Origin of the sequence: Flavobacterium sp. HJJ, from assembly GCF_015351475.1 — a bacterium.
Lineage (GTDB): Bacteria > Bacteroidota > Bacteroidia > Flavobacteriales > Flavobacteriaceae > Flavobacterium > Flavobacterium marginilacus.
Genome location: NZ_JADKPR010000002.1, coordinates 299,060 through 312,024 on the forward strand (window position 1 = coordinate 299,060; position 12,965 = coordinate 312,024).

The window sequence follows — 12,965 nt, forward strand, 5'->3', positions numbered from 1 at the left end:
AAATGGGACGGTTTTTTTATATGTGCTGTTTCTATATGTGTTATCAATTTGAAATAATCAGATAATTGATTTCAACCGGTTTCAGTATTTTGTCTTCGCTGACACAATCGACCAAAAAGCGCAGTTCTTCCAGTTCTTTTCTGTTGAGCAGAATAATAAAATTAGACTGCAGAGTAGGAATTGGAATTTTCTTTTCATAAATGGAATTTTTATATTCCCTTTCCCAATAATCAATGTCAATCTGATCGATATAATTGGCAAAACTAGTCATTTCAATGCCGCTCAAGTCAAAGGTAAGATTATTGAACAGCAGCTGATACATATCTCTATGCTGACAAAAGAGCAAAATGCCATTTGAAGTCCGGTTTAATACTTTTAGATTGCACATAAGTGTGGTTCTTTGAATTATTATTTTTATTCAGTCCTTAGCTTTTAGTCCTTAGTTGTACAGCATAGAAAGAATCCGTTTTTGTGAAATTTCGAATCTAGACTTAGAAGCTAATCACTATTTAATGACAAATGAATCAATGATTGCATCAACTTCTGCTTGCGTTGCAGTTGGTTTTAAATCAAATAAAAGAGAGAAAAGTGATTTCTTGTTTACTTTATTCTGCAGCGATAAATCTTTATTGCTGCCATAAACTTTCTCCCATTTGCTTCTCACTTTTGCCCAGACTTCCTTATTGTTTTTCCACCAGTTTTGTGCCAATAGACATTTGCTGTCTTCCACTTTAGTATAAACATCAAATCCTTTTTCTTCGGCCAATAGATAATCTTTTCCGCTTTCGTCCCTTACTAGTTTTTGATTATCCTGCTCGTGATTCCAGCCGGTAGGGGTGATTTCGTGAATGTTTCTTCTTTTTAGAACGTTGTAATCGTTTCTTTTAGTGTGTTCTCTTCTTGGCAGCGGTGCATCAGCGGTGTTTAGCCAATAGTTTTTCCCGTCAATATGTGCCCAGCTTGAAGAGCCTTCGTATCTCGGACTGTCATCCACCTGATATACTTTTTGTGACCATTGTCCTTTTACGTTTTTGGCTGTCAATTTGTTAAACTTCCACGTATTGTCTTTGTAAAAAGAATATAAATCGGTGTTTTCATAAAGCCAGTCCTGTCTCCAGTGCTTTACAATGTCGTTTTCTCCCTTCCCAACAATTAACAAATGCTGTAATACTATTTTGCTGGGTTTGTCCTCCAGTAATTCTATCCATTCAAGTGCAGATTCATGTTTTGTTTCTGATGGTTTGTAGCTGGCAGAATCTTTTGGATACTTGAAAGTTTCAGTGAAGTTGAATTTTACTTCATAGCAGCCACACATTGACTTGATGGCTTTTATGTCTTCTTTTTTAGCGTCTTGACTGAATCCAATAAGGCTTGTAATAGTCATTAATACAGTTAGATAAGTCTTTTTTGTGTTCATAATTGGGTTTTTATTTTTAAAAATTTTTTGACAAATATATTAAATTTATTTAGAATAAATAAAAATAACTATATATTTGCAATGCTTATTAAGATTAAATAAAAATAATGAAACATAGAATTACTTTCTTTTCTGCTCTCCTTTTTTATCAGATTTCTTTCGCCCAGCAAAAGAAAAAAGATAGTATTCAAACTAATGAATTGTTAGAGGTAATGGTGGTTACAGGAACAAGAACAGAGAGAGTTCTTTCGTCATTGCCGTTACCGATGACCATAATTACTTCGGCAGAAATTGCTAAAACTGGCGTAACGAGATTGAATGAAATTTTAAATGAGCAGACAGGAATTATCCTGATTCCGGACGAAAGTGGTTTTGAGGGTATTCAGATGCAGGGTTTAGATTCGGCTTACACGATGGTTTTAATTGACGGCGTCCCTTTGGTAGGAAGAAGTGCTGGAATTCTGGATTTGTCAAGAGTTTCTGTTGGAAATATCGAAAGAATTGAGATTGTAAAAGGAGCTTCATCTGCTTTGTACGGTTCCGAAGCCATGGGCGGAGTGATTAATGTCATTACAAAAAAGCCGAAGAAAGATATGTTTTCGGGCAGTCTTTCTTATCGATATGCTTCTTTTAATACTAATGATGCTAATGCAAATCTTCTTTGGAAAAAGAAGAAGTTTTCGGCTAATTTGTTTGCTAATTTCTATTCCTCTGACGGATACGATTTAGATAAAAGTACGCCTTTAAAAAATCTCGAAAATTTTTACAATTATACCATTCAGCCCAAGCTTTACTATGATTTTTCAGAAAATCTAAAGCTGATTGTGAGCAATCGTTTCTATAATCAGAAAATGGATAACGTTGCCATAATTGATGCTGAAAATTACAAAGGAGACGCAGCAGAAAACGAATGGAATTCCCAAGTAAAATTGGAACACAAATGGAATTCAAAACTCTATTCAGAATATGAATTATATGCCACTAATTATAAAAATGATTCGTTTTTGAATGATGAAAACGATGTTCTTTATGATAAAACCTACTATAATCAATGGCTTTTTCGACCAGAAGCCAGAACAACTTTGGCAATAAATAATGACAAGCTTACTGCTGGAATAGGACTGAATTATGAAACTTTGGACAGAACTTATTTTAGTAAAAATGTAGAATTCACTTCTGAATATGTTTTTGTGCAATACGATTGGAATCCAAGCGAAAAATGGAATATTCTTGCGGGATTTAGATATGATAATCACAGTGAATATGCCTCGCAGTTAAGTCCAAAATTAGCCGTAAATTATAAAATCAATACTGATTTTTCTGTAAAAGGATCTGTTGGTTACGGTTACAAAGCGCCTGATTTCCGCCAGCTGTATTTTGATTTTTCTAATCCGTCGGTTGGTTATACGGTTTTGGGCTATAATGTTGCTGAAGATCGTTTGAATCAATTGGATGCTGAAGGCCAAATTTTGAAAAGAGTAGAAGGGATCAGTTTTAATACTCCATTGGAAGCCGAAAGTGCCGTGAATGTCAATTTTGGAACTTTTTACAAAAGAAACAAACTGAAAGTTGATGCAAACGCATTTTACAATTCGATAAGTAATTTGATTGATACGAGAGTGGTGGCTCAAAAAAACAATAGCCAGAACGTTTTTAGTTATTTCAATGTCAGCGAAGTTTTTACTTATGGATTAGAATTTAATTCGGCCTATAATTTTACCAATGAATTTTCTGCATCATTTGGTTATCAATATTTGACTGCGAAAGACAAATCGGTTGTCGATAATTTTGAGAATTATCAATACATCAGAAATGCTGAACTGCAAACCATTAAAATTAATAAATCGGATTATTTCGGTTTGTACAATCGTTCGAAACATACTGCCAATATTAAAATGGCATACACGATTCCGAAAATAAAAACAGATGTCAATCTGCGTGTTTTTTACCGAAGCAGATACGGTTTGTATGATACTAATGGAAATCAGATTCTGGACAAACACGACACTTTTGTAGATGATTATTTTACAGCTAATTTATCTGTTTCAAAATACATAACAGACAAAATACTATTTCAGGCTGGTGCCAATAATTTACTTAATTATACCGATCCAAGTCAGATTCCAAACCTTTCCGGAAGACAGCTTTTTGCACGAATTCAATACAATTTTTAATTAACCCTTATTTAAACACTTTTACAATGAAAACAAATTTTTTAAAACTTTCGATTTTAGCCTTGACACTTTTTATCGCATCGTGCAGTAATGATGATAATGATCCAATACCTGCTGTAGTAACTCAAAAATTTTCTAATCTTTATGCACCGCAGACAGGTGGACAAGCAGTACCAGCGGGTGGCGAATTTACAAAATTCAGTTTTTCTGAAAACAAAGTTGTAGCCAATGATAATTGGGATATTGCTTTCCGAGGAACGACTATAATCGTAAATGGAGGAGCTAAATACAATGCCGCAGATGCAGGTGAACCAGCGAGAACAGGATCAGGATTAGTAAGTTCTGTTTCTGGAACATTTGCTAGTGTAACTACTTTTCCAGTGGCAACTAGTTTTAAAGCAGATGCAACTTCAGTTTATGCAATTCCTACAGGAAGCGGAAATGGTTGGTATTCGTATAATTCAACAACACACATTATTTCGGCTATTGCAGGAAAAGTATTTGTGGTAAAAACGCATGATGGCAAGTATGCAAAATTCGAAATCTTAAGTTATTATAAAGATGCGCCTGTAACACCAGATGCTACATCTGTGTCGCCTTATTATACTTTTAATTTTGCTTATCAGGCAAATAGTACAACGACATTTTAATTAGATAAGCAAATTAGTTAGTTTTGTTTTTTTTGAAGAAGAGAGCAGTGCAAATGGGCAGCCCTTTTTTTGACATACTAATAACGGAATTTTGAATCTTTTTATGTAAAAAATTAAGGAGAGACCGTCTCAAACTACAGACCGTCTCTCCTCTGGTTAACTAATGGTTAGTTGATTTTTTTTTTTGGTTTTTTGAGCTACAGCGATTTTTAATTCATTGCTAATCCTTCTGATTTGCTTATTTTAGTAATCTCGCCTATTGAACTCACTAATATATTTTGAGTTTTGTTATTTTTTTTAAGTTTCAAAAGGTATGCTTTTTTCAATATTTGCCCTTTTTCTTGTGAATATACAAACTTACTTTGGGTAACTGTCCATTCAGGATAGGCAAGATAAACTGTTTTCATAAGTTCTCTCGGCAATTCCACATTTACATATTTTTCGGAAACAGACATTAATATTCCTTTTTCATTGTAAGTAGCTGTTAAAGATCCCTTTTTGCTTTCTAAAGTCACTAAATAGCTGTCAAAATCTTTGTAGCCATCATCCACTTTATACGAAAGAAATTCGTTTTGGGTATTTCTGACAACTGCATCAGGATTGTTGTCTGGGATGTATTTAGTAAAATCATTTTTTGATGATACTACTACTTCAGGCAGCTCTTCAATTTTTGTTTCTTTATTTACTTTTTTTTCTTGTGAATAAGATACAGTAAATAAGCTTACACATAAAGCGAAGGTGATAATTGTTCTCATAATTTTTTTTATTTTTTATGTTATATTTTTGTGTTTTTTATGTTTTTTTGTTAGGATAAAAGTATAAACTATTTTTCAATCGACAAAATATTTTGTTATTAAATTTATAAAAAAAATGTGTTTTTTTTATAAATATCAAAATATATAACGTTTTTTATGTTTTTAAATTAAATTATATTTAGTATTTTAACAAAAGTTATTATTTTAAAACTGCTCTTTCTGCAAACGGCTAATTAAACGAAAACGTTTGAATTAAATTGATGCTAAAAGTGTAAAAAATCCGACAAAATTATCCATTTATAGATTGCGGAAAGAAGTAGAATAGAAAATCTTAAAATGATATTTATAGTTTGGATTTTTAATTCATTTGGGTACTGATAAGGAATCAAAATTTGTTTTTTGTATAGTTGAAATACAATTTTTTTACGGTTCATTTTGGCAGTTTTCTGCAGGTTTGTGAAATTCCTGCTGAAAATTGTAAAGGTGTTTCTTGAACGACAAATTTTATTTCAAAATAATAAGCAGATGGCTTTTTTGCTTTAATTTTCAAAACAATTGATTTTTTATTTTCTAATACTATTTAAACTTCAATATCAAATCATTAAATTTGCGCCTTAATTTAAGAGAAACACCATTATGTTCGATAATTTAAGCGATAAACTAGACAAAGCCTTTCATATATTAAAAGGACACGGGAAAATCACTGAGGTAAACGTTGCAGAAACTTTGAAAGAAGTTCGCCGTGCTTTACTTGATGCCGATGTTAACTTTAAAATTGCCAAAGATTTTACAACCAAAGTAAAAGAAAAAGCAATTGGTCAGGATGTATTAACGACATTACAGCCCGGGCAATTATTGGTAAAGCTTGTTAAAGATGAGCTTACTGAACTGATGGGCGGTGATGTTGCTGGTGTTAATCTTCAGGGAAATCCATCGATTATATTAATGTCAGGTTTGCAGGGATCTGGAAAAACTACTTTCTCTGGAAAATTGGCAAATTATCTTCAGACAAAAAAGAATAAAAAACCGCTTTTGGTTGCTTGTGATATCTATCGTCCGGCGGCGATTCAGCAGTTGTATGTTGTGGGAGATTCGATAGGAGTTGAGGTTTACTCTGAACCAGAAAATAAAAATCCGGTTGAGATTGCACAAAATGCAATCAAACATGCCAAAGCTAATGGATTCAATGTTGTAATTGTCGATACAGCAGGGCGTTTGGCTGTCGATAAGGAAATGATGGATGAAATTGAGAAAGTTCACAAAGCAATCCAGCCACAGGAAACTTTATTCGTTGTGGATTCTATGACAGGTCAGGATGCTGTGAATACTGCAAAAGCATTCAACGATATCTTAAATTTTGACGGGGTTATCTTAACTAAATTAGATGGTGATACCCGCGGAGGAGCTGCGATTTCGATTAAATCAGTAGTGAACAAACCAATTAAGTTTGTTGGTACAGGCGAAAAAATGGATGCGATTGATGTTTTCTATCCAAATCGTATGGCAGAGCGTATCCTTGGTATGGGTGACGTTGTGTCTTTGGTAGAGAGAGCTCAAGAACAATATGACGAAGAAGAAGCTAGAAAAATCCAAAAGAAAATTGCTAAAAACGAATTTGGTTTTGACGATTTTCTTTCACAGATTCAGCAGGTTAAGAAAATGGGTAATATGAAAGACTTGGTAGGAATGATACCGGGAGCTTCAAAAGCAATGAAAGATATCGAAATTGAAGATGATGCTTTCAAACATATTGAAGCGATTATCCATTCGATGACACCGATTGAAAGAAGCAAGCCTGCCGTAATTGATGCCAAAAGAAAAATTAGGATTGCCAAAGGTTCCGGGACAAAAGTGGAACAGGTGAATCAATTGATGAAACAGTTTGAGCAAATGAGCAAAATGATGAAGATGATGCAGGGGCCGGGAGGAAAAAACTTGATGAAAATGATGGGCGGAATGAAAGGCGGAATGCCTGGAGGTATGCCAGGAATGAGATAATAAACATAGTTTCAAGTTTCAGGCTGTTGGTGCTGAAACTTGAAACTTTTTTAATTTAAATAAACAAGCTTTTTAGACAATACACAACAAACAATAAACAGTAAAAATGCAGCTACTCGACGGGAAAAAAACATCGGAAGACATTAAAAATGAAATCGCAGCCAAAGTAAAAACAATGAAAGATAATGGGGAAAAAGTACCTCATTTGGCAGCAGTTATTGTGGGAACAGACGGAGCAAGCTTAACGTATGTGGGAAGCAAAGTGCGTTCCTGCGAACAAATTGGTTTCGAATCTACTTTAGTAAGCCTGCCAGCCGATATCACCGAAGAAGCTCTTCTTGCTAAGATTAAGGAATTAAACGAAGATGATAATCTTGATGGCTACATCGTTCAGTTACCGCTTCCAAAGCATATTGACGAGCAAAAAATCCTGATGGCTATTGATCCTGACAAAGATGTGGATGGTTTTCACCCTGCCAATTTTGGAAAAATGGCTTTGGATATGGAAACGTTTTTGCCGGCAACTCCATTTGGAATAATGGAATTATTGGAGCGTTATAAGGTAGAAACAGCTGGAAAACATACCGTAGTTATCGGGCGCAGCCATATTGTGGGCCGGCCAATGAGTATTTTGATGAGCCGTAAGGGAAATCCTGGTGATTCAACGGTTACTTTGACGCACAGCAGAACTAAAAACTTGGAAGAGTACACCAAAAATGCTGATATTATTATTACGGCTTTAGGAGTGCCTGAGTTTTTAAAGGCTGATATGGTAAAAGAGGGCGTAGTAGTAATTGATGTGGGAATTACCCGTGTTGAAGACGCTTCAAATCCAAAAGGATATAAAATTACAGGTGACGTTGATTTTGACGGCGTAAGCAAAAAGTCATCTTTCATCACTCCCGTTCCAGGCGGTGTTGGGCCAATGACAATTGCAATGCTGTTAAAAAACACATTATTGGCAAGAGAAATCAGAAGCAGAAATAAATAAAATTGTTTTAGACAATTTATCCGTATAACCTCAAATGAAAGTTTGAGGTTTTTTTTGCTTAAGACTTTATTAAATATCCATTCCTTCCTGATGTTTTTAAAATATAAAGGATATTTTTGCAAAACTTAAAATGAACAGCTCAATGGACGATTATTATTCGGAAATATTGAAAGAATAAAGCACTTGAAAAACTTTCAAGATGCTATAACTTAACCTATGGAATTTTGAAATGAAGGCTTTTTACAAAAACAATAACGGATTAATCGAGTCTAAAGAGTGGACTCCAAACTGCTGGATAAATATTGAATGTCCAACAGAAGACGAAAAAAAATACCTCTTAGAAGAATTACAAATCCCTGAAGAATTCTACAATGATATCGAAGATATTGATGAAAGACCCCGTATAGAAGTAGAGAATGGCTGGACTTTGATTATTATTAGGATTCCAGTAAGTACAGATAATGTAAAACTGCCTTTTAACACAATTCCTGTTGGTGTTATTTTTAAGGAAGAAATTTGTGTTACCATTAGTTTTCATAAAACGGAAATGCTGACGGATTTTGTAATCTACACTCAGCGGAAAAATAAAGACATCAAAGATAATTTTGATTTGGTTTTAAAACTGCTCTTATCATCAAGCGTTTGGTATTTGAAATACTTGAAACAGGTTAATCAAAAGATAAAATTGGCCGAAGATAATTTGGAAGAATCTATCAAAAATGAAGAATTACAAGCCTTGCTGCAAATAGAAAAATGTTTGGTTTTTTTTATGACTTCCTTGAAAGGCAATGATATATTACTCCATCGAATCAAGAATGTTAAATCCCAAAGAGATTCTTATGACCCTGAATTGTTGGAAGATGTAGAGATTGAGTTGCGTCAAGCGCAAGAAACAACTAATATTTATAGCGACATTTTAACAGGAATGATGGATGCTTACGCCTCGGTTATTTCTAATAATTTGAATGCGATTATGAAACAGATGACTTCTATCTCCATTATTTTGATGATTCCTACAGTAATTGCCAGTTTGTATGGGATGAATGTGCCAAATAACTTAGAAAACAATAATTACGGTATGCCAATTATTATACTTGTTTCAGTTTTGCTTTCTATGTTTGGTGTTTTTTTATTTAAAAGAAGAAGATGGTTTTGATACAAAGAAAAAGCCGTTTCAATCAATTGAAACGGCTTTTTTAGTTTAATAATCTCTTCTCTTCTTAAATCGGGGATCATCCTTTTTGATGAATTCAGTTCTTCTTTTTTGAGGTTCTGGTTTTGGCAAACTTGCTTCCTCTGTTTTGCTGGAAGGTTCGATTAATTGGTTAAGTTCTTTTATTTCGGCATCGGTTAAATCGCGGTAGCGTCCTATTGGAATGTCCAGTGAAATATTGATAATTCTGATGCGTTTCAGAGCGGTAACTTCGTAGCCTAAATATTCGCACATTCTTCGGATCTGGCGGTTTAAACCTTGCGTCAGAATGATTTTGAAGATGTATTTACTAATTTGCTCTACTTTACATTTTCGGGTTACAGTGTCTAAAATAGGTACGCCATTGCCCATTCGCTCAATGAAACGGTCGGTTATGGGCTTGTTCACCGTTACGGTATATTCTTTTTCGTGATTGTTGCGTGCCCGCAGTATTTTATTAACGATATCGCCATCATTGGTCATGAAAATTAATCCTTCACTGGCTTTGTCTAAACGGCCGATTGGAAAAATGCGTTTTGGATAATTGATGTAATCCACAATATTATTGCGGACTTCCAGATTGGTGGTGCATTCTATTCCTACTGGTTTGTAGAAAGCAAGATATATAGGTTTTTCGGTTTTCTCACGGATTAGTTTTCCGTCTATACGCACTTCGTCATCTGGCGAGACTTTCGTTCCTAGTTCCGGTACTGCTCCATTGATGGTTACCCGGCCTTCTTCTATGAATTTATCGGCTTCACGGCGGGAACAGTAGCCTGTTTCGGCAATGAATTTATTGAGACGTTTTAGATTTTCTTCCATAGTGCAAAAATAGTCAAAATTTAGACTTCTTGGATTTTTAGATTTTTAGATTGCTTTTTTTTGATAGTTATGCAGTTTGCTAATCTAAAAATCTAAAAGTCTATTTTTCAAATAAAAACTGATAGATTTCCTTATATAGTTTATCGTCGTGCATGGAATGGCCTAAATCTTTGGTAGTGATGAATTTTCCTTTTTTCCAGCCGCTGGCTATTTTTTGTCCTTCAGAAAACGCAACTACTGTATCGGTGGTATCGTGGGCGATGATTCCGTCAATTTGGATATGTTTGGCAAATGTCTCTCCTGAGAAATCTTCCAGTCTGAAATTGAAATTTTCCAGATATCGTTTTTCTAAAAGTGCAAACATTTTGCGGTTGAGACTCAGCATTTCAATATAATTAGTGATGAGTGTTTTTAAATCGGAAGGTGCGCCGAGAATCACCATTTTTTTGATACTGGTTTCTGGATGCAGATACTGATGATAGACACAGGCCGAACCGCCGATGGAGTGCCCGATAATGATGCTAGGACTGTATTTCTTTACAGCTTTATTGATGAATTCGACATAGCGGGGTACGTTGAATTCTTTGCCGCTGCTTTGTCCGTGTGCAGGGGCGTCTATTGCGATGATGGTGCTTCCTGATTTTTGGAGATAGGGAAGGGTTTTCTCCCAGCGGGCCGAATTGCTTTCCCAGCCGTGAACTAAAAGAATTTTGGTGTCATTTCCTTCCCAGGTATAGGTTTGGAAATAGTTTTCGTCATGCTGGAATTTTTCTTTTATGGTGCCCTGAAGGATTTCTGGGAGCTGGTTTTCCTGAATTTTACCTACTCTGGGGTTGGTAAAAAGTTTATACGATAGGTTCAGCGCATTTTTTGGATGCACAAAACTCAATAAATTAATGTATTGCCCAACAGATTTGACAAATAGAAACTGAATGCTTTTTTTTAGGCTCAAAATAATGTAGTATAAAAAAAGTCCCGATTTAATCGGGACTTAGTTGTTTTTTAGAATGTAGCAAATAATTGCTCCATTTTCTCTCTTTCTTCTTGAGCCAGAATGGTGTCGACTAAAATTCTTCCAGAGTGCTCATCGATTAGGATTTTCTTTCTGGCTGCAATTTCAACCTGTGTCTGTGGCGGAATCGTGAAGAATGATCCAGCTGATGCTCCTCTTTCGATAGAAACAACTGCAAGTCCGTTACGAACACTGCTTCTGATTCTTTTGTAAGCTGCCAAAAGACGCTCTTCGATTAATGCTTCAAATTCTGCTGATTTTTCAGTCAGGAATGCCTCTTCTTTTTGAGTTTCGGACATGATAGCATCTAATTCTGATTTTTTATGTTTTAAATGAGATGATTTAGAATCTAATTTTTCTTTAGAAGAACTAATTGCCTCTTTTTTGTGCTCAATAGAAGCTTTCATTTCTTTAATTTGCTTTTCTGCTAATTGAATTTCTAATTCCTGAAACTCAACTTCTTTTGTCAAAGAATTGAATTCTCTATTGTTGCGAACGTTTTCTTGCTGCTTAGTGTATTTTTTGACAGCTTCTTTGTGCTCATCAATTGCATTTATTTTCTGCTTGATAAGGTTCTCGATTACCTCAAGTTCTCCTTTCAATTTCTCTGAACGAGTGCTTAAACCAGCAACTTCATCTTCAAGATCTTCAACTTCTAAAGGAAGCTCTCCTCTAACGTTTCTGATTTCGTCAATTCTAGAGTCAATTAACTGTAAATCGTAAATTGCTCTTAACTTGTCCTCAACACTTAATTCTTTCGTATTCGCCATATTCTATAAGTACTTAACTGGATTTGTATTTTCTTCCGATAAAATGATTGCAAAATTAGGGATTTTTTTTCTAAGATAATCAACAATATACTCTTTTGTATAGCGTTCGCTTTCAAAATGTCCGATATCAGCCAATAAAAGCTTGTTTTCGGCTTCGTAATATTGATGATATTTTAAATCAGATGTCAGATAAGCGTCAGCTCCGGCCTGAATTGCATTTTTGATGGCAAAACTTCCAGAACCGCCCAAGACGGCTACTTTTTTAATTTTTTTGCCTGTAAATGCTGAGTGGCGGATTCCGACGGCCTGCATTTTGTCTTTGGCGTATGCTAAGAAATCTATCTCGTCCATTTCTTCCTCAAGCTCGCCAATCATTCCTAAACCAATATGGTTAAAGGTGTTTTTCATATTGTAGATTTCGGTGGCAACTTCTTCGTAAATATGGTTTTCTCTTAGGGCTTTTATGATTTTGGACTCCAGATGTTTGGCGTAAACCACTTCGATTTTAACCTCGGTTCCTCTTGATAATACGCCTTTTTCTCCAATGGTTGGTTCACTTTTTTCGTTACCCTGATACGTAAAAGTTCCTTCAGAGTTGAAACTGCATTTGTCATAATTCCCAATGCTTCCTGCACCTGCATCAAACAAAGCGTTGCGGACTTTCTCGGCATTGTCTCGGATGGTGTAAGTAACCAGTTTTCGGATATGATTTTGTTTTGGGATTAAAATCTGGGTTTTTATGAGTCCCAGAGTATCGCAGAATATTTTATTTACTCCTTCAGGATGATTGTCCAGTGCGGTATGAACAGCATAAATGGCGATATCATTTTTGATGGCTTTGAGCAGGGCGCGCTCTACATAATTTTGTCCTGTTATTTTTTTTATTCCATTGAATAAAATAGGGTGGAAACAAACCACCAGATTACATTTTTTGGCAATGGCTTCGTCGATTACATTCTCCAAAGCATCATGGCAGACCAAAATTCCGGTTGCCGTTGTATTTTCGTCCCCAATTATTAAACCTACGTTGTCAAAATCTTCGGCATAAGCCAATGGAGCCATTTCTTCAAGAACAGAAAGGATTTCTTTTATTGTACTCATTTTTTAATCTTTTCAGGGTATTTGTTAGCGGTAATTTTTATAAACCAATAACGTAAATTGATCTAAATTTATTTGTAAAGTTA

Annotated in this window: 12 protein-coding genes; 5 read left to right on the top strand and 7 right to left on the bottom strand. The window is 34.9% G+C overall.

Annotated features, from left to right (window positions below):
* Positions 1 to 43: 43 nt before the first annotated feature.
* Both IRZ80_RS03085 and IRZ80_RS03090 read right to left on the bottom strand, forming a co-directional pair.
* On the bottom strand, positions 44 to 388 hold the full coding sequence (locus IRZ80_RS03085) for a DUF6686 family protein (protein WP_194640088.1): 345 nt from the start codon (positions 386 to 388) through the stop codon (positions 44 to 46).
* A gap of 117 nt (positions 389 to 505) precedes the next feature.
* Complete coding sequence (locus tag IRZ80_RS03090; RefSeq protein WP_194640089.1) at positions 506 to 1,417, bottom strand: DUF6607 family protein; 912 nt, start codon at positions 1,415 to 1,417, stop codon at positions 506 to 508.
* A gap of 107 nt (positions 1,418 to 1,524) precedes the next feature.
* Here IRZ80_RS03090 and IRZ80_RS03095 point away from each other — a divergent pair, with 107 nt between their 5' ends.
* A complete protein-coding gene (locus IRZ80_RS03095; RefSeq protein WP_194640090.1) occupies positions 1,525 to 3,591 on the top strand; it encodes a TonB-dependent receptor plug domain-containing protein in 2,067 nt (688 codons plus the stop codon).
* Positions 3,592 to 3,617: 26 nt separating this feature from the next.
* Complete coding sequence (locus IRZ80_RS03100; RefSeq protein ID WP_194640091.1) at positions 3,618 to 4,241, top strand: HmuY family protein; 624 nt, start codon at positions 3,618 to 3,620, stop codon at positions 4,239 to 4,241.
* A gap of 209 nt (positions 4,242 to 4,450) precedes the next feature.
* On the opposite strand, the gene IRZ80_RS03105 is transcribed toward IRZ80_RS03100, so the two are convergent.
* Complete coding sequence (locus tag IRZ80_RS03105) at positions 4,451 to 4,996, bottom strand: hypothetical protein (protein ID WP_194640092.1); 546 nt, start codon at positions 4,994 to 4,996, stop codon at positions 4,451 to 4,453.
* Between the two features lie 636 nt (positions 4,997 to 5,632).
* Between IRZ80_RS03105 and ffh the strand changes: the two genes are divergently transcribed.
* The 3 genes from ffh (at position 5,633) to IRZ80_RS03120 (ending at position 9,141) form a co-directional block, all read left to right on the top strand.
* Entirely contained in the window at positions 5,633 to 6,994 is a 1,362-nt protein-coding gene (ffh, locus tag IRZ80_RS03110; RefSeq protein ID WP_194640093.1) for a signal recognition particle protein, read from the top strand.
* A 106-nt stretch (positions 6,995 to 7,100) separates the two neighbouring features.
* Positions 7,101 to 7,985, top strand: coding sequence for a bifunctional 5,10-methylenetetrahydrofolate dehydrogenase/5,10-methenyltetrahydrofolate cyclohydrolase (locus tag IRZ80_RS03115; protein WP_194640094.1), 885 nt, complete (start codon positions 7,101 to 7,103; stop codon positions 7,983 to 7,985).
* Between the two features lie 229 nt (positions 7,986 to 8,214).
* Positions 8,215 to 9,141, top strand: coding sequence for a magnesium transporter CorA family protein (locus IRZ80_RS03120; RefSeq protein WP_194640095.1), 927 nt, complete (start codon positions 8,215 to 8,217; stop codon positions 9,139 to 9,141).
* Positions 9,142 to 9,186: 45 nt separating this feature from the next.
* Here IRZ80_RS03120 and rluF read toward each other — a convergent pair whose 3' ends face one another.
* The 4 genes from rluF to IRZ80_RS03140 form a co-directional block, all read right to left on the bottom strand.
* A complete protein-coding gene (gene rluF / locus IRZ80_RS03125) occupies positions 9,187 to 9,999 on the bottom strand; it encodes a 23S rRNA pseudouridine(2604) synthase RluF (RefSeq protein WP_194640096.1) in 813 nt (270 codons plus the stop codon).
* 100 nt (positions 10,000 to 10,099) lie between these two features.
* Positions 10,100 to 10,951, bottom strand: a complete 852-nt coding sequence (locus tag IRZ80_RS03130) for an alpha/beta fold hydrolase (protein ID WP_194640097.1) — start codon at positions 10,949 to 10,951, stop codon at positions 10,100 to 10,102.
* A gap of 50 nt (positions 10,952 to 11,001) precedes the next feature.
* A complete protein-coding gene (locus IRZ80_RS03135) occupies positions 11,002 to 11,781 on the bottom strand; it encodes a zinc ribbon domain-containing protein (protein WP_194640098.1) in 780 nt (259 codons plus the stop codon).
* Positions 11,782 to 11,784: 3 nt separating this feature from the next.
* Positions 11,785 to 12,882, bottom strand: a complete 1,098-nt coding sequence (locus IRZ80_RS03140) for a Nif3-like dinuclear metal center hexameric protein (protein ID WP_194640099.1) — start codon at positions 12,880 to 12,882, stop codon at positions 11,785 to 11,787.
* Between the last annotated feature and the right edge of the window lie 83 nt (positions 12,883 to 12,965).